The sequence below is a fragment of the Chloroflexus aurantiacus J-10-fl genome (genome assembly GCF_000018865.1).
In the GTDB taxonomy this organism is placed as follows: Bacteria; Chloroflexota; Chloroflexia; order Chloroflexales; family Chloroflexaceae; genus Chloroflexus; species Chloroflexus aurantiacus.
Genome location: NC_010175.1, coordinates 4,403,201 through 4,428,174, shown reverse-complemented (window position 1 = coordinate 4,428,174; position 24,974 = coordinate 4,403,201). Strand labels below are relative to the sequence as shown.

Sequence of the window (24,974 nt, the reverse complement as noted above, 5' to 3'; positions counted from 1 at the left end):
CACTCCCCACTCTACGGTGCATTTCCCAACCTCCGGTTCTTGCACGTGCGTTTCAGTATTTGTTGTGGTAAAAAAGATTGTGCAGTACGCAAAGATGATGACGACTTCGGAGGCTCGCAATTGACACGTTGGCTCTGGCTTATCTGGCTCGCTGTGCTGGGGGTAGTCTGTCTAGGGGGATTGCTGGCCTGGCAGCGCGCCCGTCATTTTGAACGGCTGTTTCATCTGACTCGGCTTGATCCGCTGGGTTTGACCGCTATCAGCAATGATCGCTCGCCATCAGCGCGTATCGTGATGTTCGGTGACTCGCGAGCCGCAGCATGGCCACCACCGGACGGCTTTACGATGGTCAACCGCGGTGTTCCCGGCCATACTAGCGCCCAGGCGCGCCTGCGCTACCGGCTCCATGTTAGTCCGCTCAAGCCAGAACTGGTGATTATGCAGGTCGGTGTCAATGATCTGGCGGCGCTGGCAATTCTGGACGACGACGATGACAGCGAGGCGATTACGCAGGCAACTATTGCCAATCTGCGCGAGATGCTGACCCTCGCCCGCAATGATGGCAGTCGGGTTATCCTGACCACCATCTTTCCCCTTGGCCCAAATGCGCTTGAACGGCTCGATCCATCAACCAGTCGGATCACGGCGGCGATTACCCGCGTCAATCAGGCAATCCATGCTATGGCAGCCCCAGATGTCATTATCTTCGACAGTGCAGCGATCCTGGCCGATGAAACGGGGTATGTGGCTGAGCCGTTTCGTGATGATCTGCTTCACATCAATGCAGCGGGGTACAGGTTGTTGAATGAGCGGTTGGTCACGCTCTTGCGCGAACTGGAGTGAGTGCAACACGGCTTCATCAGTGTTGCCGCAGCTCGAACGGTACGGCTGCAAACGAGGCGAAGACCGGCACCTCCTGGCCCAGCGTGATACCAGACGGATCGACCGGGCAACGGTAGGCGTATATCTCAACACCAACCGAGCGTGCTTCTCGTAACGACCGGCTGAACGCCGGATCAACGGTCACATCGGGGGCAAATGCGCAACCACGCGAGCGTTGAATGATGAACACTACAGCCGCCCGCTGACCATTCCGGGCAGCATTGATCAGTAGCTCCAGATGGCGCCCCCCACGCTCAGTCGGTGCGTCGGGAAAGACGGCAATCCCATCAACCAGCCGGGTCACCGACTTGACCTCCAGCAGACAGGTATCCAGTCCTTCACTTAAGCGAAAATCGATGCGATGCGGGCCAAGCTGTACTTCTCGCTGTACCCGCGAATAACGCGCGAATTGGGGAAGCGCACCGAGCGACAATGCTGCCGCCACCAGGCGATTGGGTAATTGGGTGTCAAGCGAGACCAGGTCGCCATCCTGATAGACTGCTACCACCTGAAATGCCGTCTTCCGCCCAATTTCCTCGCGTGAGGCGAGCAACAGGCGCGCTCCTGGTGTTAGCAAATCGGTTAATCGCCCCCGGTCGGCGAGATGCGCACGCACCATTCGCCCACCCATCTGGGCTTCGACCAGAAACTGGCTCGGACGACTGGCAAACGTCGCCTCAACCAGTGGCGCTCCACTGGAAAGCGGAACCCGTACTGGCGATTGTCCGTGATGTCCTGTTCCGTGCCCTGTCACCATATCCTAAGTATAACACGGCTTGTATCAAATCATGCACATTCCCAGTGAATGCTATCACAATATGCAACGCAGTCATCGAGGATCGTTCCTCGCAATGGTAGAATAGAAACGGTGTACTATGATGAGGTTACTCCATGCTGACACACGACGAGATTTCCCGTGTATTGGCCCACTATGATGTAGGTGAGCTACGGTCGGTACGGGCTGCCGGCCGGGGGATGATCAATGAAACAGCGTTTATCGAAACCAGTGTTGGCCGCTTTGTGATCCGTCGCAATCGTCGTGTCAGTGGTCTTCAATCGATTACATTTCGCCATCGGTTGCTCGATTGGCTTCGCCAGCGCGGTTTCCCGGCGCCACGTATCCTGCCGGCCCGCAATGGCGAGACGATGGTTATCGTTAATGACCGAGTCTACGAGCTGAGCATCTTTATCATCGGCGACGAATTTAATCCTGCCCGCCCTCAACAGTTGAGCGATATTGGCCGTGTGCTGGCCAGTTATCACCGGGCGGTTGCCGGTTTTCCCGATCTCCCCCCTGCATTAACGCCCCGTTACCTGCCTTCCAGTCTACGTAGTCTGACCGAACGCCTGATCACGCGTGACATCCTGGGTGAGTTGACCATCCCGTTACACTGGTACGAACGACGGATCGCCGATTTGTGCCATAAACTGAGTGACGAAGCCTATACCGCTCTCCCACATCTGCTTATCCACGGTGATGTGCATCGCGACAACCTTATCTTTCGTGGTGATGCAGTAGCGGCGCTGATCGACTACGATCAGGTCTGTGTCGATGCCCGCCTGGTCGATGTCGCTGATGCCCTGGTAGATATGGCGATTGGCTCACCACCCCCAGGCTGGTCAACGTGGGGGGTATATCGCGCACCACTTGATCTCGAACGGGTTCGACTGCTGCTCCATGCGTACAATGCAATCACGCCCCTGTCACACCAGGAAGCTGCCGCACTCACGGTCATGCTCGAAGTCGTCTGGCTCCAGGGGAACCTGCGGCGTACCCTCAGCACACCAGATGCTGAACCTGAGTACCATTTGGAACTGTTGGGACAGGGACAATGGTTTTCGGAATGGATGGATCGTCATCGCGATCAGGTGCTGTCGGCAGGTTTAGCAACGTGAGCACAACCAATACGCGCTGACGGAAAACCTTCGCATATTAAATCTGATACAATCCAAAGCATGGCCCGCGATTCAAGACGAACCCTTTCGTTACCACTGCTTGCTCTGACGTGAATACATCGTCAATCATCCATCGCAATGGCAATTTGAACGGGAACATACAATGTCTATCGTATCGGGGCGGATGCTATCGAGACAGATTCGTTCGGCAGGCGGGTAGGGGCGGGTTTAGAACCCGCCCCTACCCTCTTCCGAACAGTCGGCACGGGTAGCCTGGGCGTGGAATATGAATTATGAACACGTAATGCCGGCACTCACAAACACACCAGCCCATTGACTACGTCGGATAGCATCCGCTCCCCCCTTGGATGACAATGGTATACTAATAGGTGTTCTGAAGCATTCACGACACGCGATCAGCGTGCAGCGTCGGTCGAAGCCAGCATGAACGTGAGCATGCAGCGCGGGATACAGAGACTGGCCCGCCTCTGGACAATTCTGTTGGTCGGAGTAGTTGCGAGCTTACTATGTGGGCTGGCAATGCGCTGGCTGGTACCGTTGTCGCCGTGGGTAGAGACACCTACGGTTCAACTCCGCGATCCATTGCCCCAAAGCCGAACTGTACCACCACGCAGCTCCATCACGCTCGCCTTCAGTACGCCGATGAATCCATTTACGGTGATACGCGCTCTCCGCATCGATCCGCCGCTGGCCGCTACTTATCAGTGGTCGGACGATATGCGCGTGTTGCAGATAGTGCCTGCCCAACCCTTACAACCGGCAACTGTGTATCGCATTCACGTGGCAACGAACGCGCAGAGTCGGTGGTGGCGGCCATTGTCGCAGCCGCTGGATGTCACGTTTGTCACGGCAGCCCAACCAACGATTCGCACGGCCCTGGCCCCACGCCGGCTCGATGCACCGATTGCGCTCATCTTTAGCCAGCCTATGGTGGCTGAGGATGCAATTGGTCAACTGGTGTCTCTCGCGCAGATACGCCTCTCTCCGCCCTGGCCACTTAACGGCGAGTGGCTCGATCCACAGACCCTGCTGCTACAACCGATGATGGCGTTTACTGCGGCAACCACCTACACGTTGACCATTGATGCCACGCTCCGCGATGCAAGGGGCATTGAATTAGGGCAACCGTTTCGCTGGCAGTTCAGCACACCCTGGCCGCAGCTCATTGACCAGACCCCACCGCCAGAAGCGCGATGGGTAAACCCGCAACAACCCCTGGTTCTGGTCTTCGATGCGCCAATTGATACGCGCTTGCTCAGCAGTGTGCTCGACATTACGCCGCCGATTAGCGGCGATATGACCGGCGTCATGGATGATGGACGCTACGTCGTATCGTTTACCCCCTACACCGGTTGGGTACCTGGTCAAACCTATCAGGTACGTCTCCGTACCGGCGAAACCGGAGCAGCGTTGTCCAGTTGGCGATTTTATGTTGAGCCGGAACCGGCATTAATTGCCTCTTTCCCCGGCCAGGGTCAATCGCTTCTACCTGATCAAGAGATTCGCCTGATCTTCAGTACACCAATGGACGAGACTGAACTGCGAGCCGGATTGCGTTTTGATCCTCCGGTGAACGACGTTCATCTGACCGTTGATGACAATCGGGTCAGTCTCCGCCCGGTTGTGCAGGCAGCAACGACCTACACCATCACCATTGCCGCCGGCACCCGCGACCGCAGCGGGGTACCACTCCAAAACGATATTTCACTGACGATTCGCACCGCCAGCTCCCCACCGACACTACGGGTTGTCGGCGATCTGCTGCAACGCTTCCCGGCCAATGCAACGCCGGCTATTACCATCGAGCGAATGAACCTCAATGCCCTGAATGCACAACTGTACCAGCTCGATGCCACAACTCTGATCCGTGCCATCTCATTGCGCTCTGACGAATGGCCAGGATTTATCCCGGAACGGTACGGGCAGCCATTAGTCCGGGCCTGGCGCGAAATACTCAACGATCCGCCTGATGAATTGGTGCGTAGCGTCTTTTCCCTTACCAGCAATAGTGAAGGAGCATTGCTCCCCCCCGGTGCCTACTATCTACGGCTAACAGCCGACAATGGTTTGCGCGTTGATCAATTATTACTCGTCTCCGCAATCCGTCTGACAGTCGTCCCCAACGGTGATGAGTTGCTGTTGTGGGTTACCAGCAACGGCAACGGAAAACCGCTCGCCGACATCCCGCTCACGATCTACCTCGATGAAGCTCTGATCAGTCGCGGTACCAGCAACGAGCAGGGGGTGTGGCGCGTGCCACTTGCCGGATTGGGCACTCTGGTTGGCAGTATCGCCAATCGGACGATCATCGCTATTGCTGAAGGGGAAGGTATTGCGCTGGCCCGTACTGTGCTTGCGCGATCAACCGGCTCGGAAACTCTTGCCCTGCTGGCACCTGATCGCCTGAGTTATCGCCCAGGCGGGATTGTGCGTATCAGCGGCATCGTCCGTGAACGTCAGCCTGATGGCCGGGTGACGCTACCCACTATCAACTCCTGTCGGCTCAAGCTGGAGGGTCCAAAACTCGCCGGTGAACCAACTGCCGTTACCTGCACAATCAACGATACCGGCCAACTTGACGGAAGCCTGCGCCTCGATGCCCGTACAGCACCCGGCACCTACACGGTGCAGGTAAGTATCGGTGAGACAACGTATGCAGTGCCGATTCAGGTCTTTGTGCCGACGACCACCACAACTATTCGCGTGACACCGACCCTCACCAACAGTCTCGCCATCGATGTGGTTCGCGCCGGCTTACCGGTCGCTGGTGTCGCGGTGAGCTGGACGCTCCGGCTCGAAACACTATCGACACCTGAGCTTGATGGGACAAGCGGCGACGTGTTGGGTTCAGCCGCTGAAACGCTGGCGAGTGCTATTACCGATCAGAGCGGGCGGGTGCAGATTACACTGCCGGCAGCCGAAGCCCTGATTCGCCCGCTTCGCTACCGCCTAGAGCTGACTGCACAGTTACCCGACGGCGAACAATTACCGTATAGCGCGGAAGGGATCATCGCGCCACGCAGCCCACGGCTCACTATCGAGGCACCAGGGGTTATTGAACGCGATGAACGGGCCAGAGTAACTATCTCGCTGCAACAGGTGGACGGTCCACCCATCCCCAACAGCCTGGTAGAACTGGAAGTACGGCGCACCAGTAACGATCCGCCGTTGCTGGTACGGCGAGTGCGTACCAACGCCGGTGGCACAGCCAACACCGAACTGGTTCCGCTCGCCCCCGGTCGCTACGAAGTCACCGTGCGCTCTGGGTTAAGTGTGAGTCGTCGCCAATTATGGGTCGCAGGGTCCGGTATTGCCACCGCTGAACCAATGCTGGTTACTGATCGCACTGCCTACACTGTTGGTGAGACAGCACGGCTGTTGATCAGTGGTCCAACCGGCGGTGGCACTCTCTTGCTGATTGCAGGGCAGGGTGACACAGCCCGTACTATCCTGACAACGTTGCAGCCCGGTACGATTATTCCATTTCCCATCACCAACGACTTACCACCAACGACGCTCATCACAGCCTTGATCGACGATGGCACCCGGCTTTGGGTACATACAGCGGTGCTCCAGATCGATCCACCGGCGTCGCCATTACTTTCCCTACCACAAACCGAGGTCGTGCCGGGAACGACCATCACGCTAACCGTTACCGCGCCGATGAGTACATTCCTGACAACGCTAACTCCTATCCATGCCCCGGCGATCAACCTTGATCCCTGGAATCAGCCACTGGTTGCCAGGCGAACAACTGAGCGGTCTACCCGGCATTGTTGTACCCTCAACCGTGCAATCAACCGGCGATCAGCATCAAATCTCGCTCCGCCTACCACAACAATCAGGGCGCTGGCGCCTCGACGTGATTGCCATCGCCGACTCTGGAACTGCTACAGCGACCGGCATACTCCTTGACACATTCCAACCGGTTGAAGCTATTGCCATTCCTTTACCACCACTCCGGAACAATGACACCGCCGTTGCCACGCTTATCTTGCGCAACATCGACGCGCAGGCGCGTACAGTACGGGTGCGCCTGTTGACCAGCGGCGGTACCCTGCTTGATCCGCCTGAGCAGACGATAACCATCCCGGCCAGTACAACCGTTAATGCATCCTGGCGATTGCAGACCCAGGCAGACGTGTCTATCGTGGGTTTACGTTATGAAGTGATCGATAGTATCCCATTACCACCCATCGAATATGCCGTACCGGTTGTGCGTGACGAGCGTATTGCCACTAGCTCACAAACCCGGCTGGTAAGCGACCCCCTGGAACTGACCATCCCCGACGGTGATACTGAGATTGCCGTTGCCCCTAACGCACGTTCAGCGCTGGCAGATCAGGCGCAACGCCTGCTTCAATCACCTACACCTACGGCTGACATGCTGGCTGCGGCCCTCATTATCGGACACGAATTGCAGCGTACCGCTCCCACAGCCACCGACGCCGAACGCTGGCAGGCAGCAGTAGAGAGCATACCCGGCCAGTTGCGTGCCCTGCGCAATCCCGATGGTGGTTGGGGATGGTGGCCGAATCAGCCATCTGATCCATTCATCACTGCCTTTGTCCTTGAAGCGATTGCCCGGATCGATAATCCTTCCAATCAGACGAACCCACTGAGTGATCCGGGAATCCTCTATCTGCGCCGCACCCGAACGACCGCAACACCCGATTTGCAGGCGTACATTGATTACGTCTTGTCGCTGCATGGGGTTACCGATGGGTCAGCCGGCCTGACTGATCCTCCAGGCCCGACCGGGCGGGCGTTCAGTGCGTTGCACCGTACCCAAGACCGCAGCACACTACTGGCACAGTTCTGGTCAACTGCCGGCGGTGGTCTGCCCTGGGCCGGTGCCGAAGGCATGCCATCGAGCGCCCTGGCAGTAAGTGCCAGCGTCGTGCAGGCGCTCAGTAGTGATCGCCCCACCGATCCCCGTCTGACCACCTGGCGCACTGCTCTCTTACGGCGTTGGGATATTGATGGCTGGCCGACACCTTACGAAGCTGCCCGTGTCGCGCTTGCGCTGGGTGATACGCTTAAGAACGACAATGCCGGCGTTCGGGTCTGGTACAACAATGACCTGCTGACGACAACCTCACCAAACGACGTAGCACGCTGGCAAGTACGTGGCGGGGTGGTACGGATCGAACCCCTGCGTGGCCCGGCACTCATTGCAATCCGTAGCCAAAAGATTGAACGATCACCGATTGAAGACCTGCGCGTCCGCCTGAGCTATCGTCCGTCCAGCATCCCCCTGGCGGTAAATCAACCGGTGCAGATTGAGGTATTGTTGCTGGTCAGAACATCCCTGATCCGCTGTGATGTCACCGTCCCGCTGCCGGCGGGGCTGACACCGGTGCGCGTCGGCAACCTGGCCGAATTCTCCTATGTTCAGATAGATCGTGAACGGCGACGTGTGCGCCTCAGCGGCGTCAATCTGCCACCCGGTGTCTACCGCTTCACTGTGACTGCCCAAAGCACGACTGCCGGGCGCTTCTATATCCCGCCGATTCTGATTGCAACCCCCGGTAGTGGTCTACCACTCCTCGTTGAACAGAGTGTTGATCAGGTATTGGACATTGAACAGTAATCGCGTCGGGTGCGAAACGGTTCGATGTTTCAATATTGAAACACTTTTGCACACTGCACGGCTTTTTCACAGCTTGACGCCCCTCAGCGCAATTTGTTACGATAATTGCGCAGCAACTCAATGAAGAGGGGCAACTTCCCAACAACGAATTAATGCCCCACCAAACGGACACATCAATATCTTATACGCCCAACAAATGGGACAGGCCATTGTTTGCGCATTGCACGGTGCAATGCATCGTGTTACCGCATAGTTCGGTGAGAAAGGAGGTGCGCAGGGCGGGTCGCCGGGTGCTGCGATGTAGACGGCGCGCACGCCCAGTTCAGATGCGCCGGCACGCCACGCAGCGCGTGCATCGCAACGTGCTATGTTGCGGGTAAGAATCGGCGCGCATCACGTTCTCTGTTTGAACGCTGGATCAAGGGTGATTCGTAGGAACTGGTTCCGCCTGTTTTGTGTTGCAAGGAGGAGACCCTCTATGCCTGCGTCCTTTCTGGGCGAAGTTTTCGGCACAATGGTGCTGATCCTGTTTGGCAATGGTGTTGTTGCCAACGTTCTGCTGACGCAATCGAAGGGGAATGGTGGTGGCTGGATCGTGATTACCACGGGCTGGGCCTTTGCCGTGATGAGTGGTGTGTTTACCGCAGCCGCGTTGGGTAGCCCAGGAGCCGATCTCAATCCGGCAGTCACGATTGCCGTGATGATCCGCGGTGGCTACGATGTTGGTACTGCGGTGATGCACATTATTGCCCAGTTCATCGGTGCCTTCATTGGGGCAACCCTGGTCTGGCTGACCTACCTCTCGCACTGGGAAGTTACCAAAGACCCCGGTCTGAAGCTGGCCTGTTTCAGCACCGGCCCGGCAATCAACAATCCGGTCAACAACATCATCACCGAAGTGATTGGCACCTTCGCTCTGGTCTTTATCATCTTCGCCATCTTCAGCGGCGATGGCGCTACGGGTGGTAGCCCGGCCAGTGGTCTCGGCCCGTACCTGGTTGCGGCACTGGTGTGGGGCATTGGTCTCTCACTCGGTGGACCAACCGGCTACGCAATTAACCCGGCCCGCGATCTTGGCCCGCGCATTGCCCACTTTGTGTTGCCTATCGCCGGCAAGGGCGACAGCAACTGGGGTTACTCGTGGGTACCGGTTGTTGGTCCAATCATTGGCGGTTCCATTGCAGCTCTATTGGCGAATGCGTTAGGTATGTGATGTGCTACGCATCGTTGCGAACGGTTAGCAGTCATCGCTTCAAGGGAGGAAGCCTGTGAAGAAGTTGATCAACGCACCGGAGAATGTCGTAAAAGAGGCATTAGCCGGAATGGCAATTGCCCATGCCGACCTGATTCAGGTTCACTACGATCCTGATTACATCGTGCGCGTCGGCGCACCACACAACAAGGTCGGTGTCATCTCCGGTGGCGGCTCAGGCCACGAACCGATGCACGGTGGTTTTGTCGGCTACGGTATGCTCGATGCTGCCTGTCCCGGTGCCGTCTTTACCTCGCCGGTGCCGGATCAGATGCTGGCGGCAACCAAGGCGGTGAACGGCGGGAAGGGTGTTTTGCACATCGTCAAAAACTACACCGGTGACGTGATGAACTTCGAGATGGCGGCTGAACTGGCCGCTGCCGAGGGCATTGAAGTTGCCAGTGTGGTGACAAACGATGACGTGGCGGTCGAAAACAGCACCTGGACGGCAGGTCGTCGTGGCGTGGGTGTGACTGTTCTGCTCGAGAAGATCGTTGGGGCTGCGGCTGAGGCCGGTGCCGATCTGGCGACCTGTAAGGCAATTGCCGAGCGAGTCAATGCCAGTGGCCGCAGCATGGGGATGGCGCTAACACCCTGTACCGTACCCCAGGCCGGGAAGCCGGGTTTCGAGCTGGCCGATGATGAGATGGAAGTTGGTATCGGCATTCACGGCGAACCAGGCCGGCGCCGCGAGAAGTTGGCTCCAGCACGGGATATTGCTGAGATGCTGGCTGGCCCGATCCTGGAAGACCTGCCCTTCAAGAGCGGTGATGCGGTGCTGGCGTTTGTCAACGGTATGGGTGGCACACCGCTGATTGAGCTGTACGTGATGTACAATGAATTGGCACGTATCCTGAAGGATCGCAATATTACGATTGCTCGTTCACTGGTGGGAAGCTATATCACATCGCTTGAGATGGCCGGTGTCAGCTTTACGCTTCTCCGCCTGGACGATGAGATGATCAAACTTTGGGATGCACCGGTGCATACACCGGCGTTACGTTGGGGCATGTAAGGGCAATTAGCGGTATTGTGGCGGGGTGATTACCCCGCCACCAGATTGGACAAAGAGGGGCCATGCAGATCACCGCCGATCATGTCACAAGTTTTCTCCAGTTGGTTGCCGAACGGGTCAAAGAGCAGCGCGAATATCTGACCAGGCTCGATGCCGCAATCGGTGATGCGGATCACGGTGTCAACCTGGATCGTGGCTTCAGTACGGTGATGAGTAAGCTGCCAACCGCGAACGACCGTAGCATCAGCGGTTTGCTGAAACTGACCGGGATGACGCTGATCTCTACGGTTGGTGGTGCCAGCGGGCCGTTGTACGGCACAGCATTTCTGCGGGCCAGCACGGCGATTGGTGATCGCACAACCATCGGCGCAGAAGAATTGATCGCCGCACTGAGCGCTGCCCTGGAAGGTATTCAGACCCGTGGCAAAGCGACTCGTGGCGAAAAGACGATGATCGATGCGATCGCGCCTGCAATTGATACGTTGAAAGAACAGTATGCAGCAAGCGGTGATCTGCTGGCAGCAATGCGCGCCGCAGTTGCCGCCTGCGAGCAGGGCATGATCGCAACCGAACCGATGCTGGCAACTAAAGGCCGCGCATCCTATCTTGGTGAACGTTCGATTGGTCATCGCGATCCCGGTGCAGCATCTGCTTATCTGATGGCGCAGGCGCTGCTTGAGGTAGTCGAACAGGCTGCCAAAGGGTGATGTCGTTCCAACCGGATCGTGTGAGCGTAGACAAAGGAGTCTTCAATTATGGCAAAGTACGCCGCTGCTATCGACCAGGGCACAACCAGTACCCGCTGTATGATCTTCGACCATAGCGGGAATGTCATTTGCTACGATCAGAAAGAACACGAGCAGATTTATCCCCGCCCCGGCTGGGTAGAACACAGCCCTGATGAGATTTGGGAGCGTACCCAAAGTGTGATTCGTGGGGCACTAAGCAAAGGCGGCCTGAGCGCAAGCGATATTGTCGCCGTCGGCATTACCAATCAGCGCGAGACAACGGTGGTCTGGAATCGCAAAACAGGCCGACCGGTGTACAATGCGATAGTCTGGCAAGACACCCGCACCGACCAGATTTGTAATGAACTTGCCGCCGACGGCGGTCAGGATCGGTTCCGCCCCAAGGTTGGCTTGCCACTGGCAACCTACTTCTCCGGTCCCAAGATTCGCTGGATTCTCGACAATGTGCCCGGCGCCCGTGAGGCGGCGGAGGCCGGTGATGTGGTGTTTGGTAACATCGATACCTTCCTGACCTGGTGGCTCACCGGTGGGCCCAACGGTGGTGTCCACGTTACCGATGTGACCAACGCCTCACGCACGATGTTGATGAATCTCGAAACCCTTGATTGGGATGATGAGATTCTCGGCATTATGGGGATTCCGCGCCAGATGCTGCCCAAGATCGTACCCTCCAGCATGGTTTACGGTACGGCAACAGGTGAACTGGCCGGTGTGCCGGTGGCCGGTATCCTGGGCGATCAGCAGGCGGCTATGGTCGGACAAACCTGCTTCGATGTCGGTGAGGCCAAAAATACCTACGGTACCGGTTCGTTTATGCTGCTCAACACCGGCACGAAACTGGTTCCATCCAAGAGTGGCCTGCTGACCACCGTCTGTTACAAGTTCGGCGATCAACCCGCCGTCTACGCCCTCGAAGGCTCAATCGCTATCACCGGTGCTCTGGTGCAGTGGCTCCGCGATAACCTCGGTCTGATTACATCCTCGGCAGAAGTCGAGGCGCTGGCAAATCTGGTCGAAGATAACGGCGGTATCTACTTCGTGCCGGCCTTCTCTGGACTCTTCGCACCCTACTGGCGCTCGGACGCCCGTGGTGTGATTGTCGGCCTGACTCGTTATGTCAACAAAGACCACCTCGCCCGCGCCGTGCTCGAAGCCACTGCCTACCAGACGCGCGAGGTGCTCGACGCGATGGAGCAGGACTCAGGCGTCAAGCTGACCGCCTTGAAGGTCGACGGTGGTATGGTGTACAATAATACCCTGATGCAATTCCAGGCCGATATTTTGGGTGTGCCCGTTATTCGGCCCAAGGTTGCAGAGACCACATCGCTCGGTGCTGCCTATGCAGCCGGTTTAGCAGTCGGCTTCTGGTCAAATACCGATGAGATGCGGGCCAACTGGGGTGTTGATCACACCTGGACACCACAGATGGATGAAGCAACCCGCGAGCGGCTCTATCGGGGCTGGAAGAAGGCAGTTACCCGTACCTTCGATTGGGTGGAGTAAACCACCCTCACCGCACCCGAACAGACCATTGTGGCAAGACCGGCGGGACATCTCCTGCCGGTCTTGCTGCCCGTCAGGAGTTCATTATGCAGACTATCTCCACCGATGTGCTGGTTATTGGTGGCGGCGCTACCGGCACCGGTTGCGCACTCGATCTGGCAATGCGCGGTATCCGTTGTGTGCTGGTAGAAAAGGGCGATTTGACACACGGTACCACCGGTCGCTATCATGGCCTGCTCCACTCAGGTGGGCGCTACGTAACCAAAGACCCCCAGTCAGCCAGCGAATGCGCCCACGAAAATGCGATTTTGCGGCGGATCATGCCGCATTGTATCGAGCAAACCTCTGGCTTCTTTGTGATTACACCGTGGGACGATGAGAGCTATGGCGATGTCTTCGTCGCCAACTGCCATCGTACCGGTGTACCGGTCCAGGAGATCAGCGTCGCCGAGATGCTGCGTCGTGAACCACTCCTTAACCCCCGTATTTCCCGCGTCTTTGAAGTTCCCGACGGCTCTGCCGACTCGTTCCTTGCTACCCATTCGGTCGCACTGGCGGCACGTGAATATGGTGCTGATATTCGCACCTACCATCATGTTGTCGAACTCATTCGGGTCGGGGATCGCGTCGTAGGCGCAATCGCCGAGGATTTACGTAGCGGTGAACGGGTGCGGATCGACTGCGCGTATGTGCTCAACGCGGCAGGTGCCTGGGCCGGGAAGATTGCCGCCCTGGCCGGTCTAACGGTGAATGTCGTGCCCGGTAAAGGTACCATGGTTGCGATGAACCACCGTATGGTGAATACTGTGGTCAATCGCTGTAAGCTGCCGTCTGATGGTGACATTATCGTGCCAATTCACACGGTTGCTGTGATCGGTACGACCGATGTGCACGTTCCCGATCCCGATGTCTTTGGGATCGAACCCGAAGAGATACAGTTTATGCTCGACGAAGGCGAGAAGCTCATTCCCGGCTTCCGTCAGTATCGTGCTTTACGAGCCTGGGCTGGCGTGCGCCCGCTCTACAAAGATAAAGATGTGGCTAGCGACCGCGATATTCCCCGCACGTTCAAATTACTTGACCACGAAGAACGTGATGGCGTGAGTGGTATCTTCTCGATTGTTGGCGGTAAATGGACAACCTATCGGCTGATGGCCGAACAAACAGTCAATGAGATTGCTCGCCGCCTGGGTAATACTCAACCCTGTCGCACGGCAAGCGAGGTCTTGCCGGTGCCCCGTTTCGAGCACAGTAGCCGCGCGACGGTCACTGTTTCACCCAATCCGGCTGCGCAAACTCCTCACTACTGGTTGGGGAAACCATTGGCGCTCGTTGAGAGTCACCACGCGGCTGGTGATCTGATCTGTGAATGCGAGCTGGTAACACGCGACCGGATTCAGGCTGCAATTGATGCTGGTGCGCATAATCTTGACGATATTCGCCGCGATGTACGTATGGGCATGGGGCCGTGTCAGGGCGGCTGGTGTATCTACCGCACTGCCAACCTGCTCTATGAACAACGCTGTGCAGCAGGTCTCAGCCATGTTCATACCAACGAAGCGATCATGCACTTCCTCCAGGAACGCTGGAAAGGTCTGACGCCGGTATTGTGGGGCGACCAGTTGCGACAGGCACGCCTCGATGAACTGATCTACGTGGGTGTGCTGGGCATTGATCGCCTGCGTACACTGGCCGAACCGGGTGGTGGATTGGTGACGCAACACCCGGCAATTGCAACTGAGTATGTGCAGGCATAGGTTGCCGGGAGAGTGATATGTACGATACGATTGTCATTGGTGCCGGCCTGGCCGGCATGATGGCCGCCATCGGGCGTGCCGAACGGGGGGAAAAAGTTCTGGTGCTGGCGAAGGGCCACGGAACGACCCACTGGGCCAGCGGCTGTATCGATCTGCTGGCAGCGGCAGATGATCCTTTGGCCGGGATTACCCAACTGGCAGTAGAACACCCTCACCATCCCTACGCGCTGAGCGGGCCGACTATGATCGAGCAGGGAATTGCCCGGCTGCGGGCAATCTGCGAGGCTGCTGGCTATCCGCTTGCCGGCAATCTCAACCGTAACGTCTTTCTCCCCACCGCACTGGGAGCATTGCGCCCTACCGCCTTTGCCCCGGCAACGATGATCGCCGGCGACGCCCGCCAGTTGCGTGATGGACGGCCTACCCTGATCGCCAGCTTCGGCGAACTGCGTGACTTCTTCCCGCCCCTGATCGCGGCCAACCTGCGTGCGCAGGGCATTCATGCTGAAGCAGCGCAGCTTACCCTTCCTCCAACCGGTCGTCAGCGTGACTTTAACCCGGTGACGCTGGCGCGCCTGTTCGATCAGCCCGCTTTTCGGGCCAGTGTCGGCGACCAGCTCGCAGGTCTGGTGCGCAAGGGAGGGTATGCACGCATTGGGATGCCGGCTATTCTCGGTTTGAAACATGCGACCGAGGTAGTACGTGATTTGCAGAATCGGTCTGGCGCACTGATCTTTGAAATTCCTACGCTTCCCACCTCTGTGGCCGGGATGCGGCTCTATCATATGCTGGAAGACGAATTGATCCGCCTGGGCGGCAGGGTGCAGTTAGGCGGTTTTGTCCAACGCGGTGAGCATATTCAGCAGACACTGGTTGCTGTTTTCAGTGAGGCAGCTGCTCGTGAGCAACGGCACACTGCCCGCCGTTGGGTACTGGCTACCGGTGGCATCCTCGGTGGTGGGGTGCGGGCAACACCGGAAGGTCAGCTCCGGGAAACTGCGCTTGACCTTCCCCTCCAGACTCCCGCCGGGAGAGCGGGCTGGTTTGCGCCCCGTTTCCTTGCTGAAGACGGTCATCCTGTCTTCCAGAGCGGAGTGCGCGTTGATCGTGATCTGCGCCCCCTCGACGCCGGTGGTCAACTGGTCTACGACAATGTGATGGTTGCCGGCAGTGCACTTGCCGGTTTTGACCCGATTCGGGAAGGATGCCTTGAGGGTGTCGCTATTGCCACCGGCTGGAAAGCCGGGCAGCAGTAGTCGGCCAAGAGGAATAAACGCTATGGATCACATCGAGCTATCGCTCACGCAATCGCTTGATCACTGCATCAAGTGCAACATCTGCACGTCCGCCTGTCCGGTGGCAGCAGTGACCGATGCCTTTCCTGGCCCGAAATACGTTGGGCCACAAGCGCAACGTTTTCGCCATGCTGCACAGCCCGTTCCCGACGCCTCGGTTGATTATTGCTCAGGTTGCCGGGTATGTAACCAGGTCTGCCCAACCGGGGTGCGCATTGCCGAATTAAATGCCCGTGCCCGCGCCCAGATCGTGGCCGAACGCGGTATGCCGCTCCGCAATCGAATCATTGCCCGCTCTGGCCTGGTTGGACGGCTGAGCTGCGGCCCGCACGCCCCACTGGTGAATTTCACGCTTCAGTTCGCCCCGGCCCGCTGGCTCATCGAGCAGGTGATGGGTATTCACCGCCATGCGCCACTGCCTAAAGCCAGCACCTACACGTTTCGGCGCTGGTTCCAACGTCGCAAAGCGACAGCGGCCGGTCGCCGTCCACAGGTGGTCTACTTCCACGGTTGCAGCACCAACTTTTACGAACCACACGTTGGCAAAGCTGCCATCGCCGTCCTCGAACACCTTGGCTTCGAGGTGATCATTCCATCCCAACGCTGTTGTGGTTTGCCGTTACTCTCCAACGGCGATTTTCCGGCGGCGCAGAAGCATCACGAATACAATGTTGCGCAACTCTTACCGTATGCACGTGCCGGTATTCCGATTGTTGGCACCAGCACCAGTTGCACGCTCACCCTGAAAGAAGAAGCGCCAGAACTGCTCGGATTACACGGTGATGATGTGCGAGCAGTAGCTGCCGGCACCTACGACATCTTTGAATTTCTGCGCGATCTGCACGAACAGGGTCGGTTGCGTACCGATTTTCGCCCGCTGGAACGCAGCCTGCCCTACCATCCACCGTGCCAGTTACGTGCGCACCGGATCGGACGCCCGGTACTCGACGTGTTGAGTCTGGTTCCTGGTCTGCGCCTGCACGAAAGCCGCGCCGAGTGCTGCGGTATTGCCGGAACGTATGGGTTGAAACGCGAGAAGTACCAGATCGCAATGGATGTTGGCAAGCCGCTGTTCGAGTTTGTGCGTTCAAGCGGTCAACAGCTTGCGCTTTGCGATAGCGAGACCTGTCGCTGGCAAATTAGCGGCGCTACCGGCGTTACCACCCGCCATCCAATCGAGATTCTGGCCGAAGCATACGGCCTTATGTAGAGCCGTAAAGCCGTATCACGAACTATCGCCTGGTTTGAGGTGCGGAGTCCACGCTTCCGCACCTACCGCATTTACTGCCGGACATTGGGCTTAACGTGCGTGAGCGTTGCAATCTTTGGGACTGACGCACTATGAGATAGTGATCAACATCCTGACTGGAGTATACGGTCTTTTATAGTAGACTCGTACATAGTATTTTACTTTTATCTGGAGCAGTGGTATACGTACCGCTGCTCCGACATTTTGTTATAATAAGGGATAGTTTGGTTTAAAACAGAGCAAGGGTTAGTGGATGCTTACGCCGGAAACAGTCTTACAGGGTCGGTATCGTGTCATCTCTCAGATCGCAAAAGGTGGGATGGGTGCTGTCTACCACGCCCGCGATCTGCGCCTGCGCATCGATGTTGCCCTCAAACAGACCCTGTTCAACGACGATGCGTACCGGCAGGCATTTGAACGGGAAGCGCAAATTCTGGCCCGGCTGCGCCATCAGGCGCTACCCCGAGTTATTGACCATTTCATCGAGCCACAGGGCCAGTTTCTGGTGATGGAATTCATCCACGGCGAAGACCTGGGCAATCAACTGGCTCGCCTGGGACGGCGCTTTGCATCGCCGCAAGTGTTGCCGCTGGTTGTGAAGTGGACCGATCAACTACTTGATGTATTACACTACCTGCATACCCGTCCAGTGCCTGTCATTCATCGTGACATTAAGCCGAAAAACCTGAAGTTAACGCCAAATCATGATATTATCCTGCTCGATTTTGGCCTGGCGCGCGGCGGTATGACGGTTGTCGCTGATATTGATGGTTCAGGCACCCGCAAAGTCTACGGTTTTACCCCTCCCTACGCACCATACGAACAAATGCGTGATGGTGAACCCGATCCGCGGAGTGATATTTACTCGCTATCAGCAACGCTGTATCACTTGCTCACCGGCGTTTTACCCCCTGATGCAATGACCCGCATGGCCAGCCTGGTCAATGGTCAACCCGATCCACTCCGCCCAATTCGGAGCCTGGCTCCCCATGTGCCCGAAGGGTTAGCCCAATTGATTGAGCAGGGAATGGCGACGCTGATCAATCAGCGACCACAATCAGCGCGCGAAATGCGCGAGGCACTACACCGGCTGCGTGGCCGACCAACCACGAGTGGTTCACCCGCTGCAATCCGGCCTATTGCCCAGACAGCATCTTCTTCATCTAACGACACGACCGCAACACCCGCCTCATCAAAGCCGGCCACTCCCACCCAGGCTGCACCTGTTTCCCAACCGCAGACCTCATCACCAACACCGGTTGGCACCCTGCTCCGTCGTATGATCACCGGTTCACAGGTACGCAGCCTATCCTTTGACCCAAACAGTCGCTGGTTACTGGCCGGCTACGACGATTATACGGTTGGGGTGTGGAACCTGAGCAGCGGCGAGCAAATCCACACGCTGCGCGGTCACGAGAGCACCATCCGCGCTGTTGCTGTCAGCCCTGATAGCACACTGGCTGCAACCGGCAGCGATGATGAAACGATACGACTCTGGACAACAGACAACTGGCAGATGGTGCAACTCATTCACCAGACCGGTTGCCCTGTCGAGAGTGTCTGTTTCAGTCCTGATGGTCGTTATCTGGCGGTTGGCGGTTGGGGAGAAGCGATCACCCTCTACGAAATTCGGAAAGGAAAGATAGAACCAATTGGTTTGTTCACCTGTCCATTCGTACACTCGTTGAGCTTTTCGCCTGATGGATCGATGTTAGCTGCCGGTTGTTACGATGGCGCGATCTACCTCTGGCAGATTGCCGATCACCAACCCCTGAAACCAATCGAAGGATTCAATACCTTTATCTACAGCGTCGCCTTTAATCCAGCCGGTACGATCCTGGCCGCATGCAGTGGTACCACTATCCGCCTTTGGCGCGTAAAAGATTTTCACGCCCTTGACACATTACACGGCCATACGGCACCGGTACGCGGTCTGGCCTTCAGTCCTTGTGTACCATTGCTTGCCTCAGCCAGTGAAGATCGTAGTGCTCGCTTCTGGCTGGCCGAACAGGGCCAACCTCACCCGCCGATCCTCGAACATAGCGCTGGTGTCAGTTGTCTGAGCTTTAGTCCCGATGGGCAATTACTGGCTACCGGCGCCCACGACGGTCGCATTTGCCTCTGGCAGGCACCGGTTGCAATCTGATGCCAAATCTGGTACAGGCCAACGCATGGCGCGCAATCCAAGACGCACCCTTTCGCCACCCCTCGTTCGCCGCATCCCTCGTAGTAGGGGCGGGTTCATAACCCGCCCCTCCAGAACCCGCCCCTCCAGAACCCGCCCCTCCAGAACCCGCCCCTCCAGAACCCGCCCCTCCAGAACCCGCCCCTCCAGAACCCGTCTCTGCCCACCATCCGTAATCCTGCAGGTGATACCACGGATCGTCGCGAATGGGACGGATCATCACAGAACATCGCATATCTGGTGATGTCCGGTAATGCACCGTATCACTCAAGATTTGCTATGAGCGATGCCGACAGCCTGGCATAGACACAGTAGGGGCGCAGCTGTGCACCCCTACTGATCGTGCTTCATAAGTCACTTATATCTGGTTTAATAACTGTCAAGGTACGCTCTCTCCCGGCACCTTGACGCAGCGGTATTGAGCGCTCCATCGCGGTGTGCAAGTATGGGGCTAAACAAGAGCGCGCCCGCAAGCCTAACCCGCCGGATCGTGCGGGTTGAAACTCTCCCTCACCACGTGCCAGCCCCACAGGGGCTGCGATCAAGTACGCTCACCGGACCAGCCCCGCCAGCCTTCCACGAATTGAGGCAGGGTTTGAACTCGCCGGTTAGCAGTACCTTGCCGTGCAGACATAGCCGCACATCCACGCTCATGCCGTTGCCCGTACCCGATCCACCAGGGCCAGAATCCGCTCAGCTCGCCGGCCATACGTATGGTCGGCGGCAACTACCCGGCGGGCGGTTGCCAGTGCCGGATCACGTTCATTGAGGGCTGCGGACAGTGCTTCCTGTAAGCCGGTCAGGTTGCGCCGAGGGAAACTGTACGCCAGATGAGGCGGAACGATCTCGTGTAGAGCTGGAATCGCCGGCAACACAAGCGGCAAACCCAGGGCCAGATACTCAAACAGCTTCAAAGGCGACGCAGTAACATCGGTGACGGTATCAGGAATAACCAGCACATCAGCCGCACCCAGGCAACGTACCACGTCGACTTGTGGACGGGGTGGCAGGATGTAGAGATCAGCCGGTGTCGTTGTTGTGTCGGCCACGCGAAAGCCCTCACTCACTGCGTGGGCAGTCAGCGCAGCCCGTTCACCAGGACGGCCTCCAAGAATCAGCCCCGTGAGGGTGGGGTAGGTTGTCTTGAGTGAACGAAGGGCGCTCAAAAGACCATCGAGCCAGCGATGGGCAAAAGTCATACCGGCATACGCAACGATTGGCAGATCTGGAGGTAAGCCGAGTTCGGCCCGACACTGCGCACGATCCTGCGGCGTAAAGATCTGCTCATCGTAGGCATCGGGAATGACAGCGACATCTGCGGGATCGCGCCAGCCGATCTGGGAGAGCAGACAGCGAAAATCATTGGTAAGCGAAGCCACAGCAGTTGCCCGACACAGCGCAGTACGGTCGATCAAGTCGAGTAAACCTCGTGCCCAACGTTCTTTTGCGCGTGAGGGATTACGTGATTCGAGATCGTGAGCCTCGTAAATCACCGGTATGCCCAATTGTGGACCAAAGCAGCCGGCCCACCACGCAGCAATGATCGGTTGACGAATATAGACTGCTTCAACCTGACGACGCTGTGGAGCAACAAAGGCTGCGGTCATCGCCGCAAATACCGAATGTTCGAGATAATACAACAGCGTGCTCTTATACAATCGTGACAGCTTACCAATGGCCGGTCGCGGTAAATGGACGACATTCAATTCTTGAAATCGACTCGGTTCAAATCCCCATCTTGGAATGAGTGCCAGTGTATCAGGACGACGGGCGCGCAATTCACGGAGCGTCGTAAAGGTTTGCAGCGCATTCGCCGATTGCAAATTCAGGCTGGTTGGGTAGGCAATATAGACTATCATCTCAGCGGGTTACCTCAAGGCGCGACAGTAAACGGTCGAGTTCAGCCAGGGTCGAGGCCAGGCCGGCTGGCGCTGTATGCAGTGAACCACCTGTCACCAGGGCTGCACGTACCAGATGTGGATTATCGCCGGCCATTTGCAAATTGCGGAGATCCTGGCGGATGCGCTCATCGCTGATGGTAATACCGTGACGAGCCAGCATTGCACGATAGTAAGGATAATGTTCGCACAACTGGCGGGCCACACTCTCAAAGCCATGCCGGGCAATCGTCATCCGGGTATGAAAGCGCATCGTATTCTCGGCAAACATCGTCCGATCCTGACGGGACGGCTCAATCAAGATAATATCAACTTCAGGATGGCGTCGGCGCACCTGTTTGATATGGTAATGCAGGCCGGCATGGATAAAAGTACGAAACACCTGATTGCCAATACGCTGGATTCCCTGATCACTAATGGCCGCACCGGGTGGATGCCGACGATTATCGAAAGGCACCATCGGGTTGATACAGACGATCAATTCTGCACCGCGCTCAATTGCCACATCGAGACTGGCTGTACCTCGCAGACCGCCGTCGATATAGTCGTGATCTCCAATTCGTACCGGTCGATAAAAAATGGGGATAGCTGCCGAAGCACACACTGCGAGCGAGATTGGCACATTATCAAGAGGTGGCAAACCGAAAATCGCCCGTTCACCCGTATCAAGATCGGTAGCGACAATCATTAACTCATGATCAAGATCGGCGAAACGATTCGAGCGACCGGGCTGCTCAAGGGCTGCGCGCAAGTACTGCTCAAGGGATCGCGAGTCGTAGAGGCCGGTCGGCAAGCCTACCGCCACAGTTTCAATCAGATCGAGTAACGAAACTTCACCACCCTCACGGACCCAACGCTGTATCGCCTGTACCAGGGCACCGGGTAGATGAGCAGCCCGATACAGAAGATCGGTGATATTCAACTGATAGAGATGGTGTGGCTCAAGCTGATCAATCCCGAGCAGCGAGCTTTCAAGCACGCTAATTAACGTGCGTGGTGACATATTGTTCGCCAGACAGGCACTGATCAACGCTCCGGCACTGGTGCCGACGTAGACATCAAATTCATTAACAGAAAGATGTTCGAGCACTTGATCAATGGCACAGAGCGCTCCAATTTCGTAAGCGGCGCCAGCAACACCTCCGCCGGCGAGGACCAGAGCAGCCTTGCTACGATGCATACCATGCCTCTCTGCACTAACGCGCACCCGGCGCACAGGAATGACGTGGAGTGTTTAGAAGAGTAAACAACCTGCTGACCCACAAGGGTACATCAGGCTCGTTGTAACCTGTCTGGCCCTATCTGTCATTGCACCACGTAAACCAGCCGAACCGCTATACAATTGCGTTTAATACCAAAATGAACCCTTTAGCGCCGCCGCAATAATTGTTCGACCGTACTGGCCAGCGCATCGATTTGCGCATGCAGCCGTTCGACATCGTTACGAGTGGGAACATCAGCAATCCGGTCGGCCAGCCGGTTACGGGCGTCGTGCGCAAACTCCTGCCGCAATAGCAGTTTGCGCCAGCGATCAGCTTCCTCCGGTGAGAGTTCACCCTCATCCACCAGCACATCGATCCGCCGCCCAATTTCGGCTTCGATCAAATCGTCGCCCCCAAGCGAACTGAAGAGGGCACGGCGCAAATTGGCAATCGTGTCACCACCCACCTGAATCAGATCGGTCAGCAAATTGGTTGGTAACGGCGATTGACGACCGCGGGCATGCAACACGACCTGGGCCAGAATGTTAGCGGTAATATCGTCGCCGGTCTCGTTGTCGAGTACCTGAACAGTTTCACCCTCCTGCACCAATCGGGCAATACCATCGAGGGTAATGTAACGTTTCTGATTCGTATGATACAGTTTGCGATTCGCGTATTTCTTGATCAGATGCATAGAATTGCCGCCTTGTGCCAGACGTTGCTGGTGTGAAACTGAGAGCGTTCCGGCTACACTATCCATTACTCCAGACGAACCTGATAGTCTCAGCGGCAATTATAACACGCTGCGCCAAAACGCCGGCAACTACGGGCATCACCGTAGCGCCGGCGTTCAGTGAATATCAGAAGAATTACTTCTCGCTGCTCTCTTCCTTAGCCTCGCTGCGGCCACGGGTACGGGCCGGCGCCTCCTGTGCACGGCGCAGCTCTTCGACGCGCACGGCCAGTTGCGCAATCTTGGCGCTCAGCTCATCAATATCCCGCTTCGATGGAATATTAAGCCGATTGAGGAACTGCTCGAAGCTGGTCTCGACCTGGGCTGTGAGGTTGTTGAGATTGGTCTGTACCTGATCTGTCTGCGGCAGCGCCGTCTTGCGGAAGCGCTCCATCGCCTCATCAAACAGCTTCTGCGCATCCTTCTGCGCCAGCTCACCACGCTCAACCAGCCGGTTGAGGAAAGCCTCGGCCTCTTCGCGGCTGAGCGCGAAAGCGCCGATCCCGGCCAGCATCAACTTGCGAACGACCTCAAATACCTGAACGCTCGGATTGACCTGCGGTGGCGTCTCGTCGATCTGGCGCACGTTAACTTCAATCTCTTCTACGGTTGTCATGAGTAACCTCCTGCTTTGTGCGAGTAACTGGTGTTCAGACTGTCTGTATCATAGCATAGTCTGAGCGATTTCGGTAGTCACATAACGCATTGCGTTATCCGATTCGAGTATAACACACTGCGTCATGAAAGTCAATCAACGAGGTTATATCAATTTGTTATCAGACCTGGATGGATTATATGTGATGATGACCTGTGTCCACGCGCTCACAAGCACGAAGTCATCACTGGTCATTTCTCCATCACCCCGGCGGCAACCTGATCAGGGAGACGAAGAACGGTACTTCGGCTGTCCACGGTATTACACCGAGTGGATACGGTTGCCCGTGGCGTATCGTTCAGAATGCGGAAACATCCATCGTGCGTACCGGCAGACGCGGGGCGCACCCATCCAGTACGCGACTCTGGCGAAGGAGAGAGCGTTCATAAACCTGTGCGATGGTCGGATAGCACGACCGCACAGCTTTTATGCAATAAGACTTGATATGACACAGGCCACAATGAGCGCGAAACTACGACTTCCGCACACTCAGGCAACACGTGAATCACTGCGCATAGTCATTACATCCAGCACGTATTTGCGTAGATTAACAAAATAACTCCTACCCTCAATATCCACCTTTCTCTCCTCTTTTCTCTCTCCTATTTCCTCTCTTCTTTCTCATTCCCAATCACTCCGCCCGCACCGCACTCACAAAATGAAAGCTGCTCAACCGCATGCCTTCCCGCTCGTAGAACCGGTGAGCATCTTTACGCCAGGTACCGGAATCAAGGTGTAGCTGATCACAGCCGGCAGCCGCAGCGTGCTGTTTCAACCAGTTCAGGAGTGCGGATCCGTAGCCACGTGAACGCCGATTGGCATCGGTCACCAGATCGTCAACGTAAAGAAAGCGGCCCCAGGCCAGATTCTCGCCGAACCGAAAGCCGGCGACCGCGACAACTTCACCCTCGTCAGTAAGTGCTGCCAAACGGTAGCCCATTTCCATCAACCGACGAATCCGTGGAACAAATTCAGATTGAGTAAGATGCGGTCGCAACTGGTGCATGATCGGATAGCAGGCGGCAATTTCGTCATCAGTAGCAGCAATCGAGATGTTCATCGACAATTATCCTCATAGATCAAAGCAGG

17 protein-coding genes are annotated in these 24,974 nt (G+C 56.9%); 11 read left to right on the top strand and 6 right to left on the bottom strand.

The genetic code is table 11. The annotated features are described in order from the left end of the window. Positions 1-120: 120 nt before the first annotated feature. A complete protein-coding gene (locus CAUR_RS17315; RefSeq protein WP_012259141.1) occupies positions 121-843 on the top strand; it encodes an SGNH/GDSL hydrolase family protein in 723 nt (240 codons plus the stop codon). Positions 844-859: 16 nt separating this feature from the next. Here the strand turns inward: CAUR_RS17315 and sfsA are convergent, their stop codons facing one another. Next, positions 860-1,639, bottom strand: a complete 780-nt coding sequence (gene sfsA, locus CAUR_RS17310; protein ID WP_012259140.1) for a DNA/RNA nuclease SfsA — start codon at positions 1,637-1,639, stop codon at positions 860-862. Positions 1,640-1,773: 134 nt separating this feature from the next. Between sfsA and CAUR_RS17305 the strand changes: the two genes are divergently transcribed. The 10 genes from CAUR_RS17305 to CAUR_RS17260 all read left to right on the top strand — a co-directional run bounded on the left by CAUR_RS17305 (position 1,774) and on the right by CAUR_RS17260 (position 19,358). Beyond that, positions 1,774-2,778 (top strand): homoserine kinase, encoded by a 1,005-nt coding sequence (locus CAUR_RS17305; RefSeq protein WP_012259139.1) that lies wholly within the window; start codon positions 1,774-1,776, stop codon positions 2,776-2,778. A gap of 456 nt (positions 2,779-3,234) precedes the next feature. Next, positions 3,235-6,714, top strand: coding sequence for an Ig-like domain-containing alpha-2-macroglobulin family protein (locus tag CAUR_RS17300; protein ID WP_242604960.1), 3,480 nt, complete (start codon positions 3,235-3,237; stop codon positions 6,712-6,714). Between the two features lie 2,156 nt (positions 6,715-8,870). Then, positions 8,871-9,605 carry an MIP/aquaporin family protein gene (locus CAUR_RS17295; protein ID WP_012259136.1) on the top strand — a complete coding sequence of 245 codons (735 nt, stop codon included), beginning with the start codon at positions 8,871-8,873 and terminating at the stop codon, positions 9,603-9,605. 55 nt (positions 9,606-9,660) lie between these two features. Next, positions 9,661-10,659, top strand: coding sequence for a dihydroxyacetone kinase subunit DhaK (gene dhaK / locus CAUR_RS17290; protein ID WP_012259135.1), 999 nt, complete (start codon positions 9,661-9,663; stop codon positions 10,657-10,659). Between the two features lie 62 nt (positions 10,660-10,721). Continuing rightward, entirely contained in the window at positions 10,722-11,366 is a 645-nt protein-coding gene (gene dhaL, locus CAUR_RS17285) for a dihydroxyacetone kinase subunit DhaL (RefSeq protein ID WP_012259134.1), read from the top strand. A 48-nt stretch (positions 11,367-11,414) separates the two neighbouring features. After that, complete coding sequence (gene glpK / locus CAUR_RS17280; protein WP_012259133.1) at positions 11,415-12,911, top strand: glycerol kinase GlpK; 1,497 nt, start codon at positions 11,415-11,417, stop codon at positions 12,909-12,911. Between the two features lie 86 nt (positions 12,912-12,997). Continuing rightward, complete coding sequence (glpA, locus tag CAUR_RS17275; protein WP_012259132.1) at positions 12,998-14,668, top strand: anaerobic glycerol-3-phosphate dehydrogenase subunit GlpA; 1,671 nt, start codon at positions 12,998-13,000, stop codon at positions 14,666-14,668. Between the two features lie 17 nt (positions 14,669-14,685). Then, positions 14,686-15,924 (top strand): glycerol-3-phosphate dehydrogenase subunit GlpB, encoded by a 1,239-nt coding sequence (gene glpB / locus CAUR_RS17270; RefSeq protein WP_012259131.1) that lies wholly within the window; start codon positions 14,686-14,688, stop codon positions 15,922-15,924. 22 nt (positions 15,925-15,946) lie between these two features. Further along, the gene (locus CAUR_RS17265) at positions 15,947-17,173 is read left to right on the top strand and encodes an anaerobic glycerol-3-phosphate dehydrogenase subunit C (RefSeq protein WP_012259130.1); all 1,227 of its coding nucleotides are present in this window, start codon (positions 15,947-15,949) and stop codon (positions 17,171-17,173) included. Positions 17,174-17,465: 292 nt separating this feature from the next. Next, positions 17,466-19,358, top strand: a complete 1,893-nt coding sequence (locus CAUR_RS17260; protein ID WP_012259129.1) for a WD40 repeat domain-containing serine/threonine protein kinase — start codon at positions 17,466-17,468, stop codon at positions 19,356-19,358. Between the two features lie 689 nt (positions 19,359-20,047). Here CAUR_RS17260 and CAUR_RS17255 read toward each other — a convergent pair. The 5 genes from CAUR_RS17255 to CAUR_RS17235 form a co-directional block, all read right to left on the bottom strand. Then, positions 20,048-21,256 carry a glycosyltransferase gene (locus tag CAUR_RS17255; protein WP_012259128.1) on the bottom strand — a complete coding sequence of 403 codons (1,209 nt, stop codon included), beginning with the start codon at positions 21,254-21,256 and terminating at the stop codon, positions 20,048-20,050. Between the two features lies 1 nt (position 21,257). After that, positions 21,258-22,475: a patatin family protein gene (locus CAUR_RS17250; RefSeq protein WP_012259127.1), complete on the bottom strand. Its 1,218-nt coding sequence runs from the start codon at positions 22,473-22,475 to the stop codon at positions 21,258-21,260. 188 nt (positions 22,476-22,663) lie between these two features. After that, positions 22,664-23,191 carry a polyhydroxyalkanoate synthesis regulator DNA-binding domain-containing protein gene (locus CAUR_RS17245; protein WP_015909395.1) on the bottom strand — a complete coding sequence of 176 codons (528 nt, stop codon included), beginning with the start codon at positions 23,189-23,191 and terminating at the stop codon, positions 22,664-22,666. 175 nt (positions 23,192-23,366) lie between these two features. After that, positions 23,367-23,846 (bottom strand): phasin family protein, encoded by a 480-nt coding sequence (locus CAUR_RS17240; RefSeq protein WP_012259125.1) that lies wholly within the window; start codon positions 23,844-23,846, stop codon positions 23,367-23,369. A gap of 670 nt (positions 23,847-24,516) precedes the next feature. After that, positions 24,517-24,945: a GNAT family N-acetyltransferase gene (locus CAUR_RS17235; protein ID WP_012259124.1), complete on the bottom strand. Its 429-nt coding sequence runs from the start codon at positions 24,943-24,945 to the stop codon at positions 24,517-24,519. Positions 24,946-24,974 lie beyond the last annotated feature (29 nt).

Excerpts from the sequence above, each read along its gene's own strand:
- CAUR_RS17305 (WP_012259139.1), top strand. The coding sequence starts at position 1,774 with ATGCTGACACACGACGAGATTTCCCGTGTATTGGCCCACTATGATGTA.
- glpK (WP_012259133.1), top strand. The coding sequence starts at position 11,415 with ATGGCAAAGTACGCCGCTGCTATCGACCAGGGCACAACCAGTACCCGC.
- CAUR_RS17250 (WP_012259127.1), bottom strand. The coding sequence starts at position 22,475 with ATGCATCGTAGCAAGGCTGCTCTGGTCCTCGCCGGCGGAGGTGTTGCT.
- CAUR_RS17245 (WP_015909395.1), bottom strand. The coding sequence starts at position 23,191 with ATGCATCTGATCAAGAAATACGCGAATCGCAAACTGTATCATACGAAT.
- CAUR_RS17260 (WP_012259129.1), top strand. The coding sequence starts at position 17,466 with ATGCTTACGCCGGAAACAGTCTTACAGGGTCGGTATCGTGTCATCTCT.
- CAUR_RS17265 (WP_012259130.1), top strand. The coding sequence starts at position 15,947 with ATGGATCACATCGAGCTATCGCTCACGCAATCGCTTGATCACTGCATC.
- CAUR_RS17300 (WP_242604960.1), top strand. The coding sequence starts at position 3,235 with ATGCAGCGCGGGATACAGAGACTGGCCCGCCTCTGGACAATTCTGTTG.
- glpA (WP_012259132.1), top strand. The coding sequence starts at position 12,998 with ATGCAGACTATCTCCACCGATGTGCTGGTTATTGGTGGCGGCGCTACC.
- glpB (WP_012259131.1), top strand. The coding sequence starts at position 14,686 with ATGTACGATACGATTGTCATTGGTGCCGGCCTGGCCGGCATGATGGCC.
- sfsA (WP_012259140.1), bottom strand. The coding sequence starts at position 1,639 with ATGGTGACAGGGCACGGAACAGGACATCACGGACAATCGCCAGTACGG.
- CAUR_RS17295 (WP_012259136.1), top strand. The coding sequence starts at position 8,871 with ATGCCTGCGTCCTTTCTGGGCGAAGTTTTCGGCACAATGGTGCTGATC.
- dhaL (WP_012259134.1), top strand. The coding sequence starts at position 10,722 with ATGCAGATCACCGCCGATCATGTCACAAGTTTTCTCCAGTTGGTTGCC.
- CAUR_RS17240 (WP_012259125.1), bottom strand. The coding sequence starts at position 23,846 with ATGACAACCGTAGAAGAGATTGAAGTTAACGTGCGCCAGATCGACGAG.
- CAUR_RS17235 (WP_012259124.1), bottom strand. The coding sequence starts at position 24,945 with ATGAACATCTCGATTGCTGCTACTGATGACGAAATTGCCGCCTGCTAT.
- CAUR_RS17255 (WP_012259128.1), bottom strand. The coding sequence starts at position 21,256 with ATGATAGTCTATATTGCCTACCCAACCAGCCTGAATTTGCAATCGGCG.